The organism is Georgenia satyanarayanai, from assembly GCF_023715365.1.
In the GTDB taxonomy this organism is placed as follows: Bacteria; Actinomycetota; Actinomycetes; order Actinomycetales; family Actinomycetaceae; genus Oceanitalea; species Oceanitalea satyanarayanai_B.
The window spans coordinates 57480-80037 of sequence record NZ_JAMBNZ010000004.1 but is presented as its reverse complement, the minus strand read 5'-3'; the positions used below and the strand labels follow the sequence as shown (position 1 = coordinate 80037).

At 69.9% G+C, this 22558-nt stretch carries 18 protein-coding genes; 11 read left to right on the top strand and 7 right to left on the bottom strand.

The window, feature by feature from the left end; translation table 11 throughout:
• The first annotated feature begins 4 nt into the window (after nucleotides 1–4).
• The 7 genes from M3148_RS06420 to M3148_RS06390 all read left to right on the top strand — a co-directional run bounded on the left by M3148_RS06420 (nucleotide 5) and on the right by M3148_RS06390 (nucleotide 9979).
• Nucleotides 5–1471, top strand: a complete 1467-nt coding sequence (locus tag M3148_RS06420) for a xanthine dehydrogenase small subunit (RefSeq protein WP_251303862.1) — start codon at nucleotides 5–7, stop codon at nucleotides 1469–1471.
• Complete coding sequence (gene xdhB, locus M3148_RS06415; RefSeq protein ID WP_251303861.1) at nucleotides 1468–3858, top strand: xanthine dehydrogenase molybdopterin binding subunit; 2391 nt, start codon at nucleotides 1468–1470, stop codon at nucleotides 3856–3858. The genes M3148_RS06420 and xdhB overlap by 4 nt, the downstream gene beginning before the upstream one ends.
• The gene (gene xdhC / locus M3148_RS06410; protein WP_251303860.1) at nucleotides 3858–4664 is read left to right on the top strand and encodes a xanthine dehydrogenase accessory protein XdhC; all 807 of its coding nucleotides are present in this window, start codon (nucleotides 3858–3860) and stop codon (nucleotides 4662–4664) included. The genes xdhB and xdhC overlap by 1 nt, the downstream gene beginning before the upstream one ends.
• 431 nt (nucleotides 4665–5095) lie before the next feature.
• Complete coding sequence (gene pucD / locus M3148_RS06405; RefSeq protein WP_251303859.1) at nucleotides 5096–7468, top strand: xanthine dehydrogenase subunit D; 2373 nt, start codon at nucleotides 5096–5098, stop codon at nucleotides 7466–7468.
• Nucleotides 7468–8394: an FAD binding domain-containing protein gene (locus M3148_RS06400; protein WP_251303858.1), complete on the top strand. Its 927-nt coding sequence runs from the start codon at nucleotides 7468–7470 to the stop codon at nucleotides 8392–8394. Before pucD ends, M3148_RS06400 begins: the two co-directional genes overlap by 1 nt.
• Nucleotides 8385–8864, top strand: a complete 480-nt coding sequence (locus M3148_RS06395; protein WP_251303857.1) for a (2Fe-2S)-binding protein — start codon at nucleotides 8385–8387, stop codon at nucleotides 8862–8864. Before M3148_RS06400 ends, M3148_RS06395 begins: the two co-directional genes overlap by 10 nt.
• A gap of 20 nt (nucleotides 8865–8884) precedes the next feature.
• Nucleotides 8885–9979, top strand: coding sequence for an XdhC family protein (locus M3148_RS06390; RefSeq protein WP_251303856.1), 1095 nt, complete (start codon nucleotides 8885–8887; stop codon nucleotides 9977–9979).
• Nucleotides 9980–10097: 118 nt separating this feature from the next.
• Here the strand turns inward: M3148_RS06390 and M3148_RS06385 are convergent, their stop codons facing one another.
• The 6 genes from M3148_RS06385 to M3148_RS06360 all read right to left on the bottom strand — a co-directional run bounded on the left by M3148_RS06385 (nucleotide 10098) and on the right by M3148_RS06360 (nucleotide 16791).
• Nucleotides 10098–11099, bottom strand: coding sequence for a CobW family GTP-binding protein (locus M3148_RS06385; protein WP_251303855.1), 1002 nt, complete (start codon nucleotides 11097–11099; stop codon nucleotides 10098–10100).
• Nucleotides 11099–12481 (bottom strand): UbiD family decarboxylase, encoded by a 1383-nt coding sequence (locus M3148_RS06380; protein ID WP_251303854.1) that lies wholly within the window; start codon nucleotides 12479–12481, stop codon nucleotides 11099–11101. The genes M3148_RS06385 and M3148_RS06380 overlap by 1 nt, the downstream gene beginning before the upstream one ends.
• The gene (locus tag M3148_RS06375) at nucleotides 12478–13104 is read right to left on the bottom strand and encodes a UbiX family flavin prenyltransferase (RefSeq protein ID WP_251303853.1); all 627 of its coding nucleotides are present in this window, start codon (nucleotides 13102–13104) and stop codon (nucleotides 12478–12480) included. The genes M3148_RS06380 and M3148_RS06375 overlap by 4 nt, the downstream gene beginning before the upstream one ends.
• A complete protein-coding gene (locus tag M3148_RS06370) occupies nucleotides 13101–14564 on the bottom strand; it encodes a nucleobase:cation symporter-2 family protein (protein ID WP_251303852.1) in 1464 nt (487 codons plus the stop codon). The genes M3148_RS06375 and M3148_RS06370 overlap by 4 nt, the downstream gene beginning before the upstream one ends.
• Before the next feature lie 355 nt (nucleotides 14565–14919).
• A complete protein-coding gene (locus tag M3148_RS06365) occupies nucleotides 14920–15627 on the bottom strand; it encodes a GntR family transcriptional regulator (protein ID WP_251303851.1) in 708 nt (235 codons plus the stop codon).
• 147 nt (nucleotides 15628–15774) lie between these two features.
• On the bottom strand, nucleotides 15775–16791 hold the full coding sequence (locus tag M3148_RS06360) for an amidohydrolase family protein (protein ID WP_251303850.1): 1017 nt from the start codon (nucleotides 16789–16791) through the stop codon (nucleotides 15775–15777).
• 364 nt (nucleotides 16792–17155) lie between these two features.
• Between M3148_RS06360 and M3148_RS06355 the strand changes: the two genes are divergently transcribed.
• The 4 genes from M3148_RS06355 (at nucleotide 17156) to moaA (ending at nucleotide 22040) form a co-directional block, all read left to right on the top strand.
• A complete protein-coding gene (locus M3148_RS06355; protein ID WP_251303849.1) occupies nucleotides 17156–18544 on the top strand; it encodes an amidohydrolase family protein in 1389 nt (462 codons plus the stop codon).
• Between the two features lie 121 nt (nucleotides 18545–18665).
• Nucleotides 18666–20039, top strand: a complete 1374-nt coding sequence (locus M3148_RS06350; RefSeq protein ID WP_251303848.1) for a uracil-xanthine permease family protein — start codon at nucleotides 18666–18668, stop codon at nucleotides 20037–20039.
• Between the two features lie 222 nt (nucleotides 20040–20261).
• Nucleotides 20262–20840, top strand: a complete 579-nt coding sequence (locus M3148_RS06345) for a nucleotidyltransferase family protein (protein ID WP_251303847.1) — start codon at nucleotides 20262–20264, stop codon at nucleotides 20838–20840.
• Between the two features lie 177 nt (nucleotides 20841–21017).
• Nucleotides 21018–22040 (top strand): GTP 3',8-cyclase MoaA, encoded by a 1023-nt coding sequence (moaA, locus tag M3148_RS06340; RefSeq protein WP_251303846.1) that lies wholly within the window; start codon nucleotides 21018–21020, stop codon nucleotides 22038–22040.
• Between the two features lie 61 nt (nucleotides 22041–22101).
• Here the strand turns inward: moaA and M3148_RS06335 are convergent, their stop codons facing one another.
• Complete coding sequence (locus tag M3148_RS06335; RefSeq protein WP_251303845.1) at nucleotides 22102–22557, bottom strand: SufE family protein; 456 nt, start codon at nucleotides 22555–22557, stop codon at nucleotides 22102–22104.
• Between the last annotated feature and the right edge of the window lies 1 nt (nucleotide 22558).

The window sequence follows — 22558 nt, the reverse complement described above, 5'->3', positions numbered from 1 at the left end:
AGCAATGGGGCGCATCGAGGTGACCGTCAACGGACGGTCCCGGGAAGTTGTCAACTGTGGCACCTACACGAACCTGCTCGACTGGTTACGTGCCGAGGGGCTGACCGGCGCGAAGGAGGGGTGCGCCGAGGGGGAGTGCGGTGCCTGTGCGGTGCTCGTGGCACGTCCGGACGGCGCGGGCGGGAGCCGGTGGACCTCGGTCAATGCCTGCCTGCCCCCGGTGATGGCGTTCGACGGGCAGGAAGTCGTGACCGCAGAGGGGCTGGGCAAGGCCGGTGGCGCCTGCGTCGAGCAGGACCTGCACCCCGTCCAGCGTGAGATGGCCGAACGGGGCGGGTCGCAGTGCGGGTACTGCACCCCGGGCTTCGTGTGCGCCATGGCGGCCGAGTACTACCGCCCTGAGCGGGCGACGGCGCCGCAGGATGCGGGAGGCCACACGGGACCCAACGGTTTCGACCTCCACGCGCTGAGCGGGAACCTGTGCCGCTGCACCGGCTACCGTCCCATCCGCGACGCCGCCTACGCGCTCACGGAGCCTGCAGGCGGCGACCCGCTGGCCGAGCGGCGTGAGCAGCCGGCACCGCCGCCGCGCCACACCCGACACGCCTCCGACGGCACCCGGTTCTCCCGTCCGCAGACTCTCGCCGAGCTGCTCGAGCTGCTCGACGAGCAGCCCGACGCAGTCGTCGTCGCGGGCGCCACCGACGTGGGGGTGGAGCTCAACCTGCGGCACAGCCGACCGCGGCAGATCATCGCTGTCGACCGGCTCGAGGAGCTGCGTGGGCTGACCGTCGCTGAGGACCACATCCAGATCGGCGCGGCGCTGACTCTCTCGGAGATCGAGCGCGCGCTGGCCGGGCGGGTGCCGATGCTGGCCGAGCTGTTCCCACAGTTCGCCTCTCGTCTCATCCGCAACGGGGCCACGCTGGGCGGCAATCTCGGCACGGCCTCCCCCATCGGGGACGCGGCTCCGGCGCTGCTCGCGCTGGGTGCCGACCTCGTCCTCGCGGGCCGGCAGGGGGAGCGCACGATCGCGCTCGCTGACTACTTCACGGGCTACCGACGGACCCGCAAGGAGCCGGGGGAGATCATCCGGGCGGTGCGGATCCCGCTTCCGCTGGCCGAGCACTCGGCCTTTTACAAGGTCGCCAAGCGACGCTTCGACGACATCTCCAGCGTTGCCATCGCCATTGCGGCCAGCATCGAGGAAGGAACCGTCCGCGCTGTGCGGATCGGCCTCGGAGGTGTGGCGGCCACCCCGTTGCGCGCGCGGGCCACCGAGGAGGCCCTTGTCGGCACCAGGTGGAGCCAGGAGACGGTCATGACTGCGGCGGCGATCATGGCGCAGGAAGGCACGCCACTGGACGACCACCGGGCGAGCTCGCGGTACCGCAGCGCGATGCTCGAGCAGGCCCTGCTGCGCTTCTACGCCGAGAACGAGCAGAGCGAGACACTGGAGGTGGCACGATGAGGCCCTTCGCCGATCGTCCCGAGGGTGCTGTGGTCGGGCGCGCCGTTGCGCACGAGAGTGCGGCCGAGCACGTCAGTGGCAGCGCCCTCTACACCGATGACCTCGTGCTGCGCAGCCGAGACGTCCTGCACACCTGGCCGGTGCAGGCTCCGCACGCTCACGCCCGCGTGACCGCCCTGCGCACGGAGGCAGCCCTGCAGGTGCCCGGTGTGGTGCGCGTGCTCACCGCCGCGGATGTGCCCGGCGTCAACGACGCAGGCACCAAGCACGACGAGCCGCTCTTCCCCCACGAGGTCATGTACTACGGCCACGCCGTGTGCTGGGTGCTGGCGGAGACTCTGGAGGCTGCACGTCTCGGTGCCGAGGCCGTGGAGGTCGAGTACGAGCGGCTGCCCTCGGTGCTCACCCTCAAGGAGGCGATCTCGGCCGAGCAGTTCCAGGGCATCCGCCCCACGATCACCCGGGGAGACGCCGCAGCAGCACTCGCCGGAGCGGCTCACCGCGTGCGCGGGGAGTTCGAGTTCGGCGGCCAGGAGCACTTCTACCTCGAGACGCACGCGGCCCTTGCCCACGTCGACGAGGGCGGTCAGGTCTTTGTCCAGTCCTCCACGCAGCACCCCTCCGAGACCCAGGAGATCATCGCGCACGTGCTCGGCCTGCACAGCCATGACGTGACCGTGCAGTGCCTGCGCATGGGCGGCGGCTTCGGCGGCAAGGAGATGCAGCCGCACGGGCTGGCGTCCGTGGCGGCCCTTGGTGCGGTCCTCACCGGCCGGCCGGTACGGATCCGGCTCAACCGCACCCAGGACATGACGATGACCGGGAAGCGTCACCCCTTCCACGCGAGCTGGGAGATCGGTTTCGACGAGGAGGGGCGCATCCAGGGGCTCGTGGCGACCTTGACCGCTGACGGCGGGTGGTCCCTGGACCTGTCCGAGCCCGTCCTCACCCGGGCCATGTGTCACATCGACAACGCCTACTTCCTGCCCAACGCGGAGATCCACGGACGGATCGCCAAGACCAACAAGACCTCCCAGACGGCTTTCCGCGGCTTCGGGGGACCGCAGGGGATGCTCGTCATCGAGGACATCCTGGGCCGTTGTGCGCCGCTGCTGGGGCTCGACCCCGCCGAGCTGCGGCGCAGGAACCTCTACGTGCCCGGCCAGTCCACCCCCTACGGCCAGCCGGTGCGTCACGCCGAGCGCCTGGCCGAGCTGTGGGCCCAGGGTCTGGAGCGCGCTGACCACGGTGCCCGCCGTCGGTGCGTCGCGGAGTTCAACGCTGCCCACCGCCACCGCAAGCGCGGCCTGGCCATCACGCCGGTGAAGTTCGGCATCTCCTTCAACCTCACCGCGTTCAACCAGGCCGGCGCGCTCGTCCACGTCTACAAGGACGGCTCGGTCCTCATCAACCACGGCGGCACCGAGATGGGGCAAGGTCTGCACACGAAGATGCGGCAGGTCGCGGCCACGGCGCTCGGGGTGCCGCTGAGCAGTGTCCGGCTCGCTCCCACCCGCACGGACAAGGTGCCCAACACCTCGGCGACCGCGGCCAGCTCGGGAGCCGACCTCAATGGCGCAGCGGTGCGCAACGCCTGTGACCAGATCCACGACCGCCTCGCCGAGGTGGCGGCGCGCACGCTCGACATCCACCCCGACGACGTCCGGTTCGTCGACGGCAAGGTGACCGGGCTCGGCTTCCACGACTCGGTGCTGACCTTCTCCGACGTCGTCGACAAGGCCTACGCCCAACGCATCCCGCTCTTCGCGGCCGGGTTCTACCGCACCGAGGGGCTGCACTGGGACTCCAGCCGCATGCAGGGCGAGCCCTTCAAGTACTTCGCCTACGGCGTGGCCGTCTCGGAGGTCGAGGTCGACGGGTTCACCGGCGCCTACCGGTTCTTACGCACCGACATCGTCTACGACGTCGGGGACAGCCTGTCCCCGCTGATCGACGTCGGGCAGATCGAGGGCGGATTCGTCCAGGGCGCCGGCTGGCTCACGCTCGAGGAGCTGCGCTGGGACGAGTCCGACGGCGAGCACCGCGGGCGGCTCTCCACCCAGGCCGCCAGCACCTACAAGCTGCCGAGCTTCTCGGAGATGCCCGAGGAGCTCAACGTCCACCTTTTCGAGCGAGCTGCCGAGTCCGGGGTCATCTACGGGTCCAAGGCCGTGGGAGAGCCCCCGCTCATGCTGGCGTTCTCGGTGCGCGAGGCCCTGCGCGCGGCGGTGGCAGCGTTCGGGACGGAGGGGCAGGAGGTGCTGCTCCCGAGCCCGGCCACACCCGAAGCGGTCTTCTGGGCCGTCGAGGCGGTGCGCGACCACGCTGCGCCGGTCCCGCGTCAGGGGGCCGGGGCGGTGCGGCGAGAGCCGGTGCCGACGGCGTGATGGACTGGCTGGCCGCTGCCGTGCACCTGCGGGCGACCGGCCGGCCCGGGGTGCTGGTCACGGTCGCGCAGGTGCGCGGGCACGCTCCGCGCGAGCAGGGGGCCAAGATGGTGGTGTCCGCCGAGGACGCCTGGGACAGCATCGGCGGGGGCAACCTCGAGGCCACCGCCACCGACCGGGCACGCGAGATCCTCGACGACGGCACCACCGAGCCGCAGACCATGGTGATGTCGCTCAACGAGCATGCCGTCACCGCCCACGGCAACCAGTGCTGCGGGGGCGAGGTGACGCTCCTGCTCGAGCCCTTGCGTTCCCGTGCCACGGTGGCGGTCTTCGGCATTGGCCACGTCGGTCTGGAGCTGGCGCAGATACTGGCCCGGCTGCCGGTCGCGCTGCACCTGGTCGACAGCCGCGCGGACCAGCTCACCGGCGAGCGCCTCGGGGGCGTCGTGGGGCCCGCCGACGTCCACGTCCACCACGCGCCGGCCCCGGAGACCGTCCTGGGTTCCCTGCCGACCGGCTCGCACGTGCTCGTCATGACCCACGACCACGCCGAGGACCTCGTCCTGTGCGATGCAGCCTTGACCCGCGGCGACCTGGCCGGCGTGGGGCTCATCGGTTCGCGGGTGAAGTGGTCGCGTTTCCGCAAGCGCCTGCGCGAGGCCGGCCACGACGACGCCGCGATCGCCACGATCGCGTGTCCCATCGGGATTCCAGGCGTCGTGGGAAAGTCCCCTCCGGTGATCGCGATCAGCGCCGCAGCCGCACTGGTGCAGTCCCTGGAGTCCGACCCTGCGCGCCAGTGACACCCCCGCCGGCAGCGGGGGGCGGGGGAGGCTGGGCGCGTGACCCGCAGGTCGCGCGCGTGGAGGGGTGGCCGAGCACAGGGGTGGGCGATATGATTGCGCGTGGAGTGGGTGCGCCAACGCAGGAGCACTCACTGTGCCGTCGAGGCAATGGCGGCAACCCGTAGGTGCACTGTTCCGCGGCCGGGGTGGGAACGTTCGACCCCGAGGAGGTACGGAAGAGGAGTACCGCGACCCGGTCTCCTCGATGTCTCGACCCAACGCCCTGATGCCCGGGGGCCGCCACGATGCGCGTGCCAGGGGGCACCTCAACCGGTGTGTGTGCAAGCGACGGCGCTGACGTGGCTCCCACGGGGGCAGCAGCGACGCAGCCATGAGCACAGCCGGCACCGGCGCACGCATCTCGCCGGTGGTCCATGAAGGAGATCATCATGACGTCCCCGCCACGGAGTTCCGCCCTGCTGAGCGCCACGGAGTCGCGAACCGGCTCCGGTATCGGTGTCAGCGCACCACGCCCGGACGGCCCTTTGAAGGTCACCGGCCAGTTCGCCTACTCCTCCGACCTCAGCGTCGACGGCGAGGTCTTCGGCGTCACCGTCCGCAGCCCGCACCCGGCGGCCGCCATCAGGAGCATCGACGTCTCCCGCGCCCTGGCAGTGCCGGGGGTGCACGCCGTCCTCACCCATGAGGACGTGCCCGGCGCCAAGACCTACGGCATGAAAGTCTCGGACCAGCCGGTGCTCGCCATCGACCGGGTCCGGTACGAGGGCGAGCCGGTGGCGCTCGTCGCCGCCGACGACCCAGTCCTGGCCGCGCAGGCCGCCAGACTCGTCGATGTCGTGTACGAGCCCTGGGAGCCGCTCCTGGACCCGGGGAGCGCCGCCGACCCGGGCCAGCGCGTCGTGCACGAGGACTGGGCAGGCGGCAACGTCATCCGGGACCTGACGATCAGGCACGGGGACATGGACGCCGCGCGAGCCGCGGCCGACGTCGTCGTCAGCGACACCTACGAGGTCGGCATGCAGGACCAGGCCTTTCTGGGGCCCGAGTCCGGCCTGGCGCTGCCCGGCGAGGACGGCGGGGTGGACCTGTACATCTCCTGCCAGTGGCTGCACACCGATCGCAAACAGATGGCGCCCTGCCTCGACCTTCCCGAGGACAAGGTGCGCCTGCACATGGCCGGCATCGGTGGCGCCTTCGGCGGCAAGGAGGATCTCTCGGTCCAGCTGCATGCCTGCCTCATCGCCCTGCACCTCAACCGACCGGCCCGCATGGTCTACGACCGGCGCGAGTCGTTCTACGGCCACGTGCACCGCCACCCCGCCACGATGCGTTTCGAGCACGGCGCCAAGAAGGACGGCACCATCGTCTACGTCAAGGTGGACGTGCTCATGGATGGTGGGGCCTACACCTCCACCTCCCAGGTGGTGCTGGCCAACTGCTGCTACTTCGTGGCGGGGGCCTACGACGTCCCCAACGCGGAGATCAACGGCCGCGTCGTGTACACCAACCACCCGCCCTGCGGAGCCATGCGCGGCTTCGGTGCCGTCCAAGGCATCTACGGCGTCGAGTCCAACATGGACAAGCTCGCGAAGGCGCTCGGCATGGACCCCATGGAGCTGCGGCTGAAGAACGCGATGGTCGAGGGCACCGTCCTGCCCACCGGCCAACCGGTGGACGGTCCCGTCCCGGTGCGAGAGCTGCTGGAGGCCGTGCGTGACCGTCCCCTGCCGCCCGCGCGCGTCGGTGCGGCTGACCTGCGTGACCTGCCCGGGGGCGTCTCCAACACCACCCACGGTGAAGGGGTGCGCCGCGGTGTGGGTTACGCCATCGGCATCAAGGCCATCGGCTACTCGGGCGGCGTCGACGACGTGTGCACCGCGCGGGTCAGTCTCAGCGTGGCCGGCGGAGCGCCTATCGCCTCGGTGCACACCGCTGCCGCCGAGATGGGCCAGGGCGTCACGACCCTGCAGGCGCAGGCGGTGACCACCGAGCTCGGGGTGGAGCGCGTCGTGGTGCTGCCTGCGAACACGCTGATCGGCGACGCCGGCTCGGCCTCGGCCTCGCGGATGTCCTGGATGTCCATGGGCGCGGTCACCGGTGCCTGCGCCCAGGTCCGCGCGCAGGTCCTCGAGCGCGCTGCCACCCGGCTGGGCATCCCCGCGGCCGGCCTCGCGCTGGAGGACGGTGTCGTCGTGGAGCTCACGAGCGGCGCAGCGTGCATGTCCCTGGCCGAGGCCGTCGGCACCGAGACGATCGAGGGCCACCACGTCTACCGGCACCGGCCCACCGAGCCCATCGACCCGGAGACAGGACAGGGGAACGCGCACATCGCGTTCGCCTTCTGCGCGCACCGCGCGGTGGTGGACGTGGACGTGGAGCTCGGCCTCGTCAAGGTGGTCGAGCTCGCCACCGCCGAGGACGTGGGCAAGGCGCTGAACCCGATGGCCGTGGAGGGCCAGATCCACGGTGGCAACGCCCAGGGCCTGGGTCTGGCGGTGATGGAGGAGCTGCTGTTCAGCCCGGAGGGCAAGCTCCTCAACCCCTCCTTCACCGACTACCTCATCCCCACGATCCTGGACGTGCCACCGATGCCCGTGGACATCTTCGAGTTCCCGCACCCGGACTCCCCGTACGGGCTCAACGGCGTCGGGGAGCCGCCCAACCTGTCCTCCACACCGGCAGTCCTCAACGCGCTACGTGATGCCACGGGCCTGGACCTGGTGCGTGCGCCCGTGCGTCCGGAGCACATCGTCGACGTCGACGAGGGTGTTCAGGTGACCGTGGCAGCGAGGAGTGCCTGATGAACTTCTTCCAGCCGACCACCTGGGACGAGGCACTGCAGGCACGTGCACAGACGCCAGGTCTGCTGCCGATCGCCGGTGGCACCGACCTGATGGTGGAGTTCAACTTCGATCACCGCCGGCCGGCTCCCCTCATGGACATGACCCGGCTGGAGGATGCCGGCCGATGGTGGCGGGAGGGCGAGCGGATCCGCCTCGGCGCCGCCGTCCCGTACACCCGGGTGCTGTCCGAGCTCGGCCGGGACCTGCCCGGCCTGGCGATCGCCTCGCGCACCGTGGGCTCCCCGCAGATCCGCAACCGCGGCACCGTCGGCGGGAACCTCGGCGCCGCCTCGCCGGCCGGCGACAGCGCGCCCACGCTCATCGCCACCCGCGCCGAGGTGGAGATCCGCGGGGTCGACGGCACCCGGCACGTCCCGGTCGCCGACTTCTTCACCGGTGTCAAGCGCAACTGCGTGGCCTCCGACGAGCTCATCGTCGCGATCTGGGTTCCCACCGACACCGGCCCCCAGCAGTACTCCAAGATCGGCACCCGCAACGCCATGGTCATCTCGGTGGCCAGTGTCGCGCTCACCCTGCACCCGCGCGCCGGCCGGGTGGGCATCGGCATGGGCTCGGTGGGCCCCACCCCGCTGCAGGCCGTGGCCGCCGAGGAGTTCCTGGCCGGCACGCTCGACGAGGGAGGGTACTGGCACTCCCGGGCGGAGCTGCCCGAGAGCCTGGTCGCCGAGTTCGGACGACAGGTGGCCGGCTGCACCGCTCCGATCGACGACGTCCGCAGCACCGCCGGCTACCGCCGCAGCGCCGTCGGTGTGATGGCGCGACGCACGTTGAGCTGGGCGTGGTCGGAGTATCGACACGGTGACCGGCGGCCGACCGGCTGCCGAGCAGGTCGGGACGGAGAAGGGATGACGACATGCGAGTGACAGCCACGATCAACGGGGTCGAGCGGGAGGTCGAGGACGTCCGCCCTACCGAGAGCCTGCTGGACATGCTGCGCGACCGCGTCGGCCTGCCTGGCGCCAAGGGCGCCTGCGAGCAGGGGGAGTGCGGTTCCTGCTCGGTCTATGTCGACGACGTCCTCGTCTGCTCCTGCCTGATCGCAGCTCCTCAGGTGCAGGGGCGGGACATCATCACCGTGGAGGGCATCGCCGACGGCGAGGACCTGCACCCGGTCCAGGAGGAGTTCATCAGGTGCGGCGCCGTGCAGTGCGGCTTCTGCACCCCCGGACTGGTGGTCGCGGTGCACGACCTGCTGCGCCGCAACGCCCACCCCGACGATGCCGAGATCCGTGAGGCGTTGGCCGGCAACCTGTGCCGGTGCACCGGCTACGAGAAGATCCTCCAGGCCGTGCACGCCTCCGCCGACCGGCAGGCCGCCCGCGCGGCCGACTGAGCGCGAGGGACGGGAGCACGGTGCTGAGCATCGTCGAGGAGCTGCAGTCATGGCGGGGGCGTTACGCGCTGGCCACGGTGGTCGACGTCGAGCGCTCAGCCCCGCGCCGCCCCGGCGCGGCCATGGCCATGTCCTCCACCGGGGCGGTCCAGGGCAGCGTGTCCGTGGGCTGCATCGAGTCCGACCTGTTCGCCCGCTGCGAGCAGGTGCTGGCCGACGGCCAGGTCCAGACCGTGCGCTACGGCGTCGGGGATGATCTGGCCCTCGGTCCGGGGATGACCTGCGGTGGGGAGATCGAGGTGTTCATCCAGCGCCTGGACCCCGCCGACCTCGACCTGCGGGCCGTCGTGGAGGCTCGGCGCTCGCAGAGCCACGCCGCCCTCGTCACGGAGCTCGACGGGTCCGCGGCGGGACGCGTGCGTCTCGTGCGCCCGGACGGGTGGGTCGAGCCGCGGGAGCAACGGGCCTGGGACCTGGCCCGGGAGGCCGGCGCCGACGGCACCGTCATCGTGGCGGGGCGCCGGCTGTTCGTCGAGCTCATCACCCCCCGGCCCCGACTCATCGTGATCGGCGCGGTGGACTTCGCCGGGGCGATCGCCGACGTCGCCAGTCTCGTCGGCTTCCACGTCACCGTGTGCGACGCCCGACCCGCGTTCGCCACGGCCGAGCGGTTCCGCAGCGCGGACGAGGTGGTGGCCGCCTGGCCGCAGCAGTACCTCGCCGACATCGAGATCGCCTCGGACACCGCCATCTGCGTCATCACCCACGACGCGCGGTTCGACGAGCCGGTCATCGAGGTGGCCATCCGGTCACCTGCTGGCTACATCGGCGTCATGGGCAGCCGCCGGACTCATCACGACCGCCTGGACCGCCTGCGTCGGCGTGGCCTGGGCGACGAGGACCTGGCGCGGCTGCACTCGCCGATCGGCTTGGACCTGGGCGGCATCACGCCGCACGAGACCGCTGTGTCGGTCGTCGCGGAGATCATCGCCACTCGCCGCCGGGGCAGCGGTGTCCCCCTGGGCCGCAGCGGCGGCCCGATCCATCGGGACCGGTCCGTCTCGGTCGAGGGAAGCCGTCGCCTCGGCGGCACCCGACCGGCTCGCCGGCCGTAGGTGCTCCTGCTGTCGTGCAGCCTGGTGCCGGGGTACCGCGCGCGCCCCGCAGGAAGAAGGCACGTGGCGGCGGCCCACCTCATCGCTGCCGCCGCCACGTGCCGGTCTGTGGGACCGTCTAGACGGTCGCGCTCTCTCGGACGAGGCATCCGCGCAGGCCCTGCTCCAGCTGGTCCCGGTCGAGCTGTCGGCCGATGAACACGACCGCCGACCTCTCCGGCGGGGTGCCACCCAGGTGGGCCGGACTGACGTCGTAGAGCTGGTGGATGCCCTGCACCAGGTAGGGCACGTCCTCACCGGCGACGTGCACCACCCCCTTGAGGCGGTACAGGTTGTCCCCGTGGTGCTGGGTGTAGTGCGTCAACCACTGGCGCAGCGCGTCCAGGTCGAAGACGCCGTCGAGCTGGACGGACTCCGAGCTCAGTGTCTGGTCGTGCTGGTGGTCCTCCGTCTCGAGCCAGTCGCTCATCCCGCCCCGCGCCCTGTTCTGGTTGAAGGCCGCGCCGCCGAGGATCTCCTCGAGGTTCACCGCGGAGTAGGTGGAGGTGAGGATCTCCGCCTCGTCGTTGATCTCGCGCACCCGGCGAGTGACCGACTCCACCACCGACTCGTCCACCAGGTCCACCTTGTTGATGACGATCCGGTCGCCAAAGGCGATCTGGTCGCTGGCCTGGTTGCCGACGCCGTCCACCTGCGTCTCGTCCAGGTGCCGCTCGATGTGCTTGGCGTCGACCAGGGTGACGATCGCGTCCAGGGAGAAGTGCGCGGCGATGGTCTCGTCCACGAAGAAGGTCTGAGCGACCGGGTTGGGGTCGGCCATGCCGGAGGTCTCGATGATGATGCGGTCGAAGTCCTCCTTGCGTCCGATGAGAGTGGTGAGGATGTCGATGAGGTCGGTGCGGGCGGTGCAGCACAGGCAGCAGCCGTTGCTCATCTCGATGATCTTCTCGTCACCCCCGATGACCAGCGCGTTGTCGATCGGGATGTCTCCGAACTCGTTCTCGATCACCGCGATGCGGATGCCGTGCTCCACGGTGAGGATGTGGTTGACCAGAGTGGTCTTGCCGGAGCCGAGGAAACCGGTCAGGACGGTCACGGGGATCTTCTTCTGGGTGGTCATCAGCTGCCTCCGTAGATGGTGTCGAGCAAGGTGCGGGCCTGGGTCCTGGCGTGCGTGGAGACGACGATGCGATCGCCGTGGAAGCTGGGGCCGCGGGTGGCGTCCAGGGCCAGCCGCGAGGTGGTGCCGTCGGCGCCAGAGGACGGGTCCAGCGGGGAGCCCGGCAGCCCGTCGATGACGAACAGGTCCTGGTGCGGCTGGAAGTGGGTGGCCAGTGCCCACAGCACCTCCGAGTCGTTGGTCACGTCCACGTCGGCGTCCACGGCGATCACCGTCTTGAGGTACGGGTCCCAGCCGAGCAGGCCCAGCATCACCTGTCGGGCCGCCCCGGGCCGTCGCTGGTCCAGTGCCACGTAGGCATGGAAGTGGGTGCCGGAGGTCGGGTAGTGCAGGGCCGTGACGTCGGGGAACCGGGCCTTGAGCTTGTGCGCCATCTCCGCCTCGCGCGGGATGCGGGCGAGGTTGAGGTGCTCGTCGGTGTTGCCCCCCTCGACGTCGATGAGCATGGCGTCGCGTCGGCGCATGATCGTCTCGACGCGCAGCACGTTGTTGGTGGAGCGGTTGGAGGAGTAGCCCGAGAACTCGCCGAACGGGCCCTCCTCGGCGCGTGCCTCCGGGTCGATGGTGCCCTCGAGCACGATCTCCGCCCAGGCGGGCACCTTGATGCCGTGCACGGGCGTGCGCACCACCTCCAGGGCCTGCCCGAACAGACCGCCGGCGACGGCGCGCTCGTCCTCCTCGTAACCGATCCGGGAGGAGGCGGCGAGCATGAACAGCGGGTGCCCACCGATGACCATGGCCACCGGCATCGACTCGCCTCGCTCCGCGTGCTTCTGCAGCATCCTCCACAGGTCCCCGCGAGAGTGCAGGCTGGTGGCCAGCTCGTTGGGCGAGTGGATCATCGAACGGTGGTAGCTCATGTTGCCGACGCCGCTGTCCGGGTCCTCGGCCACGATGATGCCGCTGGTGACGTAGGGAGCCTTGTCGGAGGCGAAGTGGGTGAGCATCGGCACGGTGTGCAGGTCCACGTCCTCACCGCGCTGGACGATCTCCTGGATCGGGCCGGACTCCACCTCCTGCGGCGGGATCGGTTTGCTGGCCCGGCGGTGGTACTCCTCGTGCAGCTGGTCGGGACCGACGCCCAGCATCCGGGCGATCCGGGTACGTGAGGCGAAGACGTTGCTCAGGACCGTGGCGTCGACCCCGTCGACGTGGCGGCACAGGAGCATCGGGTCCTTGCGCTCGCTCGCCAGCTCGTAGATGAGGCCGGTGACGCCCTCGTCCGCGGACACCGGCTGGTCGATGTCCAGCACGTCCTCGGGATGGGCGCCGGCGTAGTCGCGCACGAAGTCGTGGGCGTCCTGGCTTGGCGAGATGGTCATCGTGCGTCTCCTTCAGGGGTCTGCCAGCGGGGGTAGAGGTCGTGCTCGATCCCGAGCTGGTCGAGGACCTTCCCGGTCAGGTGCGCGAGGAGGTCGTCGATCGAGGTGGGCCGCTGGTAGAACGCGGGCGTGGGGGGCAGCACCGTGGCGCCGGCCTCGGTGACGGCGACCATGTTGCGCAGGTGGATGAGGCTCAGTGGCGTCTCGCGGGGCAGCAGCACCAGCGGCCTGCGCTCCTTGAGGACGACGTCGGCCGCGCGGGTGACGAGGTCGGCGGAGAACCCGTGGGCGATACCTGCCAGGGTCTTCATCGAGCAGGGCGCCACGACCATGCCCATCGTCTGGAAGGAGCCCGAGGCGATCGAGGCGGCGATGTCGTGCCGCTTGTAGACGACGTCGGCGAGGTCGGCGACCTGGCCCGAGGTCATCCCCGTCTCGAGCTCGATGGTGCGGTGGGCTGCACCCGAGATGACCAGGTGGGTCTCCACGGTGCCGAGGTGACGCAGCGCGCGCAGCAGGCCGATGCCCAGGTGCGGTGCGCTGGCCCCCGTGATGGCGATCACCAACCTGGGGCGCGAGGTGCCGGACGCGGTGGCGGTCGCGGGCGAGGCGGAGGGCGTCATGTGCGTGGGTCCTGTCCTGTGTGCACCGACGTGGGCGTGCGCGCTGTGTCGGCCGAGTCCGCCGAGGGCGTGTCGTCGCCGGTGGAGCTCTCGAACCCGGTCGCCTCCTTGGTGTGGCGGCTGAAGAGCAGGTTGAGAACGACGGCCACGAACGTGCCCATGGCCACACCGGAGTGCAGGATCGCGTTCATGGAGTCGGGCATCTGGCTGTAGAAGTGGGGCGCTGCCACCGGCACGAGCCCGAAGACGACCCCGAACATCACGATGAGCGTGTTCCCCGGCTTGTCCAGGTCCACCTTCGCCAGGATCTGCATGCCGGCAAGGATCAGCACGCCGAAGGTGACGGCGGCCGCGGCACCCACCACGGGGCTGGGGATGGAGGCCATGACCTCGCCCACGGGTTGAAAGATGCCGAGCATGATGAGGATGATGCCGCCGGCCACCACGGGAAAGCGCGAGCGCACGCCCGTGAGCTTGAGCAGTCCGATGTTCTGGCCGAACGTGGTGTAGATGAACCCGAAGAAGAAGCTCGACAAGGTGGTGGCCAGCGCGTCTACCCGCAACAGCCGGGTGATGTCCTGGGGCGTGACCTTGACCCCGGTGACCTCACCGACGGCCAGGCCCTGACCGGATGCCTCCACGGTGATCACCAGGATGATGATCAGGAAGATGATGATCGACGGCACGTGGAACACGAAGCTGCCGAACTCGAACGGTGCGGTGAAGCCGACGAGCGGGGCCTGCCCCACGTTGCTCACCAGTGTCGAGGGGTCGATGACCCAGCCGACGGCGGTGGCCAGGACGATGGCGAGCAGGATCGAGAGCTGGCCGAGGAATCCCTTGAGGGTGCGGTAGAAGACCGCCATCAGCAGCAGTGTGAAACCGGCCAGCGCCAGCTTGTCCAGGTCGCCGTACCCCTCGGCCGTCGGGTCCGAGCCCGCGATCATCCGGAAGCCGACCGGCACCAGGGTGAGGCCGATGAGCAGGATGACGGTGCCGGTCACCACGTGCGGGAAGAACCGGACCAGGGTCCCGAAGAAGGGGGCGAGCAGGAGCCACAGGACGCCGGCCACCAGCACCGACCCCAGGACGGTGCCGATGCCGCGGGACTCGCCGACCATGACCACCGGGACGATGCCCTGGGAGGCGGCGCCCACCACCAGGGGCATCCGGATGCCGAACTTCCACACCCCCAGGGCCTGCAGGACGGTGCCGATGCCGGCCAGCACCAGGTCGATACTCACCAGCGCGGCGATCTGCCGGTCGGTCAGGCCGAGCGCGTGGCCGATGAGGATCGGTACCACCACGACGCCGGCGTACATGACGAGCACGTGCTGGAAGCCGAGAATGGAGGTCTTGCCGAGCGGGAGTCGCTCGTCGACCGCAGCGCGGTCGTCGGTTCCCGTCGCTGACGCACGCTCACTGTTGGCACGAGTTGTTCTTGCCACTGCTTCATTCACCTCAGATCGCCTGATGCCGACCCGTCAGCTGCGGCGGGATCGACGTGCCTGGACGCCTGGGTAGGCGCGGTGAGAACTGGCCGATGCACGAAGCTGGTTGCGACGGTGCAACGATGGCCGGCCGATGATGACTGACCGAGGTAAACATTGCATGTAATCAAACGAGTGTCAACGCCTCGACGCTCGGACGCGACGGGTCAGGCGCAGCCGCCCCGGGCATTGTGGACGGCCCTGCGTGCATGCAGTGTGAGGGGCCACGGTGGGCTCGCAGCGCCAGTCATGCCGACGCGCGGCCGGTGAACGACCTCGGGAGGGCGGCACGCTCGACGCGGGTCGTGCCGGCGCTCGCGGGAGGCTATGTCGCCGCAGCGACAGGGGACGGTGCTGCTCTCAGCGTCTGCAGCAGCCGTACTCGCAGCCGCGAGATGTGCTCTCGGGCGGCTTCCTCGGCGACCTCGGGGGCGCCCGCGGCCATGGCGTCGAGGATGGTCTGATGCTCGCACAGGGCGGCGTGCGCCGCCTCGGAGATGGGCCACAGGGAGTGCATCACCGAGTGCGAACGGTTGACGATCGACTCCAGGATCTCACTCAGGTAGTGGTTGCCTGCCAGGGTGCGGATCGTCCGGTGGAAGGCCATGTCGAGCTGCAGGTGGGCGTCGACGTCGCCACCATCTCGCACCAGCTCCTCGTGCTGTGCGGTGATCTCCCGCAAGCTGTCCACGCCGTCCCTGCTTGCGTTCTGGGTGGCCAGTCGCGCCGCCAGTCCCTCCAGGACCTCACGCACCGCGTACAGCTCGGTGATCTCGTCGACCTCGACCTGGTCCACCACGGCGCCGCGGTTGGGCACGTGGCTGGCCAGCCCGTCGTAGATCAGCCGTTGCACGGCCTCACGCACCGGGGAGCGGCTGACCTCCAGGCGCCGCGCGAGCTCGGGCACACTGAGCGGGGTACCGGGCGGGATCGCGTTGGCGAGGATGGCTGCGCGGATCGCCTCGTAGGTGCGCTGAGCCAGCTGGTCGCGTTCCTTCAGAGGCTCGAGCACAGAGAGGCGAGCGCGGGCCATGGTTCCTACCTGGTCGGGACGTTGCTGCTGATGCCAGTCCGATCCTAGCCCCGGTGTTCCCCCTGACGGCCAACGGCGCCGGTGAGCCGAATGGGACCACGAGGCTCGTGGTCCCATTCGGCTGCGGGGACATGCCCGGGGACGGTCTCAGACGGAGGCTGCGGCGCGCGCCTCGAGCTCGGCCGGCGAGGAGTCGTCGGCCCAGGAGTCAGGCGTGTAGTCCTTGTAGTGCGCCGCGTGGGTGTTCTGGGCAGAAGCCTGGGGGATGTCCCCACGCAGGTAGGCCTGGGCCTCGGCCTTGTCCTTGGGCGGCGGGGTCGGCTGCAGACCGAGGAGCTTGGCCATGTTGTTACCGAGGTAGCCCTCGAGATCGTCCTCGGAGGTGTTCAGCCCCTGGGGCGGCTCGTGGCAGAGCACCTCGAGCTCACGCGCCCACATGCCGGGCTCGTTCGGCGGGGAGTCGGTGCCGAAGACCAGACGGCTCTTCTTCATCTCCTTGGCGAACTCCACGATCCGGGACTGGAGCAGCCACCCCGACTCGCCGTAGACGTTCGGGGAGTCCTGGATCATCCAGAAGGCCTCGAAGCAGTACACGCCACCCGTCTGGATGCCGAAGTGCCCGATGATGAAGTTCACCTCCGGGAACTCCCGGATGATGGGGTAGAACTGCGTCGGGATCGAGTAGGGCCCGTCACCGGTGTGGATGAGCACGGTGATGCCCAGCTCGGCGCACTTGCGCATTGCCGGACGCAGCCAGTCCAGCGCCCGGTCCGGGCGGTAGGAGTGCATGTTCGCGTGGAGCTTCAGCATCTTGTAGCCGTACTCCTTGACGTGGAACTCCAGCTCGGCCGCGCCGTTCTCGGGCCCGAAACGCGGGTTGTAGATGAACTGCCCGATGAAGCGGTCAGGGTACTTCTGGGTCAGTTCGGTCACGTAGGCCATGTACTCCCGGATGCCCTCGCGGCCGGTCTTGTTGCCCTCACGCCACTGGGTGTTTCCCGGAGGCGGCATGATGCACGAGACGTCGACTCGACGCGGCTTGCCGTTGATGTAGAACGGACCGTCCATCATCTCGAGCGTGCGCTCACCGGTGAACGGGGTGCCGGTGTGGCGCCATGCCTCGTCGACGAGGTTGGTCGGGTGGACGTGCGTGTCGATGATCACGAGCTCTCCCTGGGGTTGTGTGCAGAAGGACCCCGGCCGCGACGCACGCACCTTCGGGTGTGCCAGACACCGTCTTTCGCCGGCGTCGTCAGTGCCCGTGGTGAGGCCGACCTTGGCCGCACGCTCGGACAGTCCCAAGTCAAGCACCGCTGCGCCCGGCCGTCAAGAAGTTGCATGCAACACCGTTCCGACATGCCCGTCGACGGCCGGTGCGACAGTCCGAGAAGAATCTGCTCCGGCTCCGGAGTGCGAGAAAAGTCGGTCTGCCAAAGCCCTTGACATCGGCGTGGCCGACGCTAGATTTGCATGCAATCTGGTCAGCGCCGTTGCTGACGGGCTTTCTTCAACGATGAGGAGTGCGAGCGTGGCTCAAGCCGCAGAGTGCGATGTCGTCATCCGTGCCGGCTGGTTGGTGCCGGCAGACGAGGACCGCACGACCATTACCGACGCCGCGATCGCCGTCACCGGAGATCGCATCGTCGCCGTCGGGACCCGTAAGGAGCTCGCGCACTGGCAGGCAGGGCGCGTGATCGACCTGCCCGGGGCGGCCCTCATGCCCGGCTTCGTGGACGGGCACAACCACCTGTTCCAGGCCCTGGCCAAGGGCCTGGGAGAAGGACAGTCGATCTGGCCGTGGCTGTGCAACTTCATGTGGCCCTACGCCATGGAGATGTCGCCCTCCGACGCGCGTGCGGCCGCCCGGCTCGGCGCCGTCGAGGCAGCACGGTCCGGCATCACCACCATCGTGGACAACCACTACGCGCCGACCGACCTGGACACCACCCTCGCGGTGGCCGACGCCATCGAGGACGCCGGGCTGCGCGGCGCAGTGGCCCGGGGGATCCTGGGTCGCCGCTCCGAGGTCGGGGTGAAGCGTGGACAGCCCGAGCCGCTGTACCGCTACGACTCCAGCGACGAGCTCGCCATTACCCGGGAGGCGATCGCCGCCCGTCCGCCCGGGTCGCGCGTGGAGGTGTGGCCGGGGCCGGTGAACCTGAGCTATCTCGACCAGGACCTCATGGCTGCCTCGATCGACCTCGCCCGCGAGCTGGGCACCAAGTGGCACACCCACTGCAGCGAGGGCAGCAAGGACCCGGACACCTACCTGGAGTTCTACGGTGTCCGCCCCGTCGAGTGGCTCGCCCGGGAGGGGCTGCTGGACGCGCGGGCCACCCTGGCCCACGCCATCTGGCTGGACGACGCCGAGCTGGACGCGATTGCCGCGGCGGGTGCCGCCGTCGCCCACAACCCGACGTCCAACGCCTACCTCGCGTCGGGCTCCATGCGCCTGGGCGACATGCTCTCCCGCGGCATCACCGTGGCACTGGGCACTGACGGGCCGAGCTGTGGTCACCGCCAGGACCCGTTCGAGTGCATGAAGCAGGCGATCTCGATCCAGCGGCTGGCCACCTTGGACCCGACCGCCTTGCGGGCCTCCGAGGCTCTGCGCCTCGGCACTGCGCACGGCGGCGACTACACCGGGTTCGACGTCGGGCGCCTGCGAGTCGGCGCGCTTGCCGACATCGTGGCCGTGGACCTGTCCGCTGCCCACACCCAGCCGGTGCACGACCCGCACTCCACGCTCGTGAACTCGGCGGTCGCCAGTGACGTCGTGCTCACCATGGTCGCGGGCAGCATCGTCTTCGCGGACGGTCAGATGCAGACCCTCGACGAGGCTGACGTCATCGCCGAGGCGAACGAGGCCGCCCACCACCTCATCTCACGCAATCCCGCCCTGGCCGGCGTCAGCTGACCAGGGAGCAGTTCCACCACCTCATCACGATTCGCGGCGTTGCCGCTGCCGGACCGCCGTCGTGGCACCGGCTCCACCAGGCCATCTGGCCGAGGCCCGCACATCAGTCTGTGGAGGAACAATGAGTAAGCGCAAAGTCCAGGTCGACGCGGCCAGTGCCGCGAGCCCGGTTCACCCTGTCGATGAGGTGCCACCGCTCCGGCGGGCGGTGCCCTTGGCCCTGCAGCACGTCGTCATCGCCTACGGTGGTCTGATCACCACCCCGATCGTCGTGGGCGGTGCCATCGGCCTGGACACGCCGGCGTTGGCCGCGCTCATCGCGGCCAACCTCGTGGTGGCGGGACTCGTGACCCTCGTGCAGACGCTCGGCATCTGGAAGATCGGTGTCCGCTACCCGGTGGTCATGGGCTCCACCTTCACCGCCATCGGTCCGTCGATCATGATCGGCAACGAGTACGGTCTGCCGGCGCTGTTCGGCGGCACCATCCTGGCGGGCGTGATGACCGTCGTCATCGCCCCGTTCTTCGCCAAGCTGCTGCGGTACTTCCCCCCGGTCGTGACCGGCACCATCATCGGCATCATCGGGATCTCGCTGCTGCCGACGTCCGCGAACCTCATCCAGGGCGAGGAGGGCAGCCCCGGTTACAACACCGTCTCCAGCTTCGTGCTGGCGGCCATCACCGTAGGGATCGTGCTGGCGGTGGACCGGTTCGGCCGTCGCACTTTCAAGCAGGTCTCCATCCTCCTTGCCCTCGTGCTGGGCACCGTCATCGCCGTGTTCATGGGCAAGGCCGACTTCTCCACCGTCGGGGAGTCCGGTGTGCTGTCCGTGCCCTCGCTCTTCGGTGGACTTGGAGCGCCGACGTTCGTCCTGGCGGCGATCGTCCCGCTGCTGATCGTGCAGTTCGTCAACATGATCGAGTCCACCGGTGACACGATGGCGATCGGGGAGATCATCGGCAAGGACACCGGCGAGAAGGAGATCTCCCGCACGCTGCTCGCCGACGGCGTCGGCACTGCGGTGGGTGGCATCTTCACCCCGTTCTCCCTGGTCACCTTCGCCAACAACGTCGGCCTCATCCAGATCACCCGGATGTTCTCCAGGTACGTCGTGGCGCTCGCCGGCGTGTTCCTCATCCTGTTCGGCCTGATCGCGCCGCTCGGTGACATGGCCGCTGCGCTCCCGGCGCCGGTCCTCGGGGGTATCACGGTGGTCATGTTCGGCACCATCGGCGTCGTCGGTATGCGGATCATCGCCAAGGACGACCTGAGCGACTCCCGGAACATCTTCATCGTCGGCATCTCCTTCGGATTCGGCATCATCCCCGTGGGTGCTCCCGACTTCTGGTCCGGCTTCCCCGACATCCTGCAGCCCGTGCTGTCCACCAGCATCGCGGCCGGTGGCATCTCCGCGTTCGTGCTCAACCTCGTGCTCAAGGTGTGGGGCAGCAAGAAGGAGGACGAGGCCCGGGAGAACGCCGTAGCCGAGGTCTGACCCGATGATGTCGAGCATGTGGTGCTCGCGGCTCTGCGGCCGTGTGTCCCGTGTGGGTACGGCGACCCGGTGGGCTACGCCGATCGGGTACCGCGCGTGCTGAGCAGTGACCACACGGGAGACACTCTGCGCCGTGACCAGAAGGGATGCCTACGTGAACGACACGGCGCTGGCGAACCCGGTGCATCGACGCCGCCCTGCGGAGATCGGCAGCGAAGCGCGTTGAGACACGCCGGACTGGTCCTGGCCGCCGGTAGCGGCTCGCGCTTCGGGCGGCCCAAGGCCGAGGTGGGCTACGACGGCCGAACCCTGCTCGACCGTGCGGTGGACGCCTGCAGGTCGGCGGAGCTGCGCCCCGTCGTCGTCGTCCTGGGAGCACGCATCGCCCCGCGAGTGCGGCTCGCGCTCCCCGCTCACGTCGACACCGTGACGAACACTCAGTGGCGTACCGGCATGGCCTCTTCGCTTCGCACGGGCCTCCTCCACCTCACCGACGAGACGGACGCCGACGCTGCGGTGGTGACCCTGGTCGACACGCCGTCCGTGGGCGCCGAGCACCTCCTGCGGGTCCGTCGCGTGCTCGACGCCGCGCGCCCGGCGGCTGTCGCGAGCTACGGCGGCGCCTGGCGGACCCCGGTCGCTCTCGGTCGTGGCCTGTGGCCGAGCGTGGTCGCGTCCGTGTCAGGGGATCGTGGCGCCGGCCCGTGGCTGCGCAGCCATCCCGAGCTCGTCATCCCTGTCGAGTGCGGGGACCTCGGCCCGTGGACCGACATCGACACACCGGAGGACCTGCCGCGATGATGGTGCCCCGATCCTTGGCCGAGTGGCAGCGCGGTCACCGGAGCCGATCTGCAGGGCGGCTGCGCCAGTGTGCGCTGCTCGATCGTCACACAGTGGAAGGAGTGCTCTGATGGCCGTGACCGGCAAGGAGCGGAGAGCCGACGGAGCGACCGGCAGTCACACGTGGGTGGGGTCGGCATGAGCGTGTCGATCTCCCCCGAGCTGCGCCGGCCGCTGGTCGATCGCTTCGGGCGCGTCCACACCGACCTGCGCATCTCCCTCACCGACAAGTGCTCCCTGCGGTGCACGTACTGCATGCCGGCCGAGGGCGTGCCGTGGCTGCACCGCGACTCCATCCTCACGACCGACGAGCTCGTCCGGGTGGCCGAGGTCGCCGCGGCGCTCGGGATCGCCACGGTCCGGCTCACCGGCGGCGAGCCGCTGCTGCGCAGGGACGTCGTCGACGTCGTCGCCCGCATGTCCCGGATCGAGGGCCCGGGCGGGCCCCTGGAGCTGTCGATGACCACCAACGGGATCCTCCTGCCGGAGCTGGCCGACGATCTCGCGGCCGCCGGGCTTGAGCGGGCCAACATCAGCCTCGACACGCTGCGGGCGGACCGGTTCCGCGAGCTCACGCGGCGGGACAAGTTCGCCGAGGTCCTCGCGGGGGTCGAGGCGGCGCAGGCCTCGGGGATGTCCCCGATCAAGATCAACGTCGTGGCGATGCGGGACGTCAACGACGACGAGATCGTCGACCTCGCTCGCTTCGCCGTCGAGCGGGGTCTGGAGCTGCGCTTCATCGAGCAGATGCCGCTGGATGCCGGGCACATCTGGTCGCGGGTCAAGATGGTCACCGGTGAGGAGATCCTCGACCGGCTCGCCACGGAGTTCACCCTCACCCCGCTGCCGGGCCGCGCGTCGGCCCCCGCCGAGCGCTTCCTCCTCGACGACGGGCCCACGAGCGTGGGCGTCATCCGCTCGGTGACCAAGCCGTTCTGCGGGACCTGTGACCGGGTGCGGATCACCGCCGACGGTCAGCTGCGCAACTGCCTGTTCTCCCGGGAGGAGTCCGACCTCCTCACCCCGCTGCGCGACGGTGGCACCGACGACGACCTCGCCCGCGTGCTCCACCGCTGCATCACCGGCAAGCTCCCGGGGCACGGGATCAACGACCCCGGCTTCCTCCAGCCCGACCGTCCGATGAGCGCCATCGGCGGCTGACGCAAGGCCTGCTCACGGGTGACGCCGGATGCTGGAGCGTCGCTCCGGCTACGGAGGCTGGTCAGCCGCGGCAGTCCGTCAGCACGGCAACCTGGCGTTGCACCCGCGCCAGGAGGGCCGTGAGGCCGCCCAGGCGCAGCGGGCTCACCACGCCTTCCAGACCCAGGAGAGCGGGCATGGTGGGGGGCACGGCAAGCACCTCGTCCGCACGCGCGCCGTCGAGCGAGGTGTGCAGCGCTCCGGCGAAGCCCCGTGTGACAGGCGCGTGCACGGGTGCCGAGAAGTGCAGGTGCACGACGGCGTCGTCCCCGCCGCCATCGAGCTCCACGAGCACGGACAGCGGCGACTGGCACTCGGTCACCGGCTCGAACAGCTCAGGGCGTGCGCGTAGGCGCTCGGGAAGCACAGGCAGCTCGTCGCCGAGCTCGACAAGCAACTGCAGGCGCTCAGGGACGCTGAGGGCGGTGAGGTCGGCGACCAGCTCGGCGAGCCGCGCGGGGAGGCAGGGGTGTGGCACC

Excerpts from the sequence above, each read along its gene's own strand:
- M3148_RS06400 (WP_251303858.1), top strand. The coding sequence starts at position 7,468 with ATGAACTTCTTCCAGCCGACCACCTGGGACGAGGCACTGCAGGCACGT.
- M3148_RS06375 (WP_251303853.1), bottom strand. The coding sequence starts at position 13,104 with ATGACGCCCTCCGCCTCGCCCGCGACCGCCACCGCGTCCGGCACCTCG.
- pucD (WP_251303859.1), top strand. The coding sequence starts at position 5,096 with ATGACGTCCCCGCCACGGAGTTCCGCCCTGCTGAGCGCCACGGAGTCG.
- M3148_RS06385 (WP_251303855.1), bottom strand. The coding sequence starts at position 11,099 with ATGACCACCCAGAAGAAGATCCCCGTGACCGTCCTGACCGGTTTCCTC.
- M3148_RS06395 (WP_251303857.1), top strand. The coding sequence starts at position 8,385 with ATGCGAGTGACAGCCACGATCAACGGGGTCGAGCGGGAGGTCGAGGAC.
- xdhC (WP_251303860.1), top strand. The coding sequence starts at position 3,858 with ATGGACTGGCTGGCCGCTGCCGTGCACCTGCGGGCGACCGGCCGGCCC.
- moaA (WP_251303846.1), top strand. The coding sequence starts at position 21,018 with ATGAGCGTGTCGATCTCCCCCGAGCTGCGCCGGCCGCTGGTCGATCGC.
- xdhB (WP_251303861.1), top strand. The coding sequence starts at position 1,468 with ATGAGGCCCTTCGCCGATCGTCCCGAGGGTGCTGTGGTCGGGCGCGCC.
- M3148_RS06365 (WP_251303851.1), bottom strand. The coding sequence starts at position 15,627 with ATGGCCCGCGCTCGCCTCTCTGTGCTCGAGCCTCTGAAGGAACGCGAC.
- M3148_RS06350 (WP_251303848.1), top strand. The coding sequence starts at position 18,666 with ATGAGTAAGCGCAAAGTCCAGGTCGACGCGGCCAGTGCCGCGAGCCCG.
- M3148_RS06420 (WP_251303862.1), top strand. The coding sequence starts at position 5 with ATGGGGCGCATCGAGGTGACCGTCAACGGACGGTCCCGGGAAGTTGTC.
- M3148_RS06380 (WP_251303854.1), bottom strand. The coding sequence starts at position 12,481 with ATGACCATCTCGCCAAGCCAGGACGCCCACGACTTCGTGCGCGACTAC.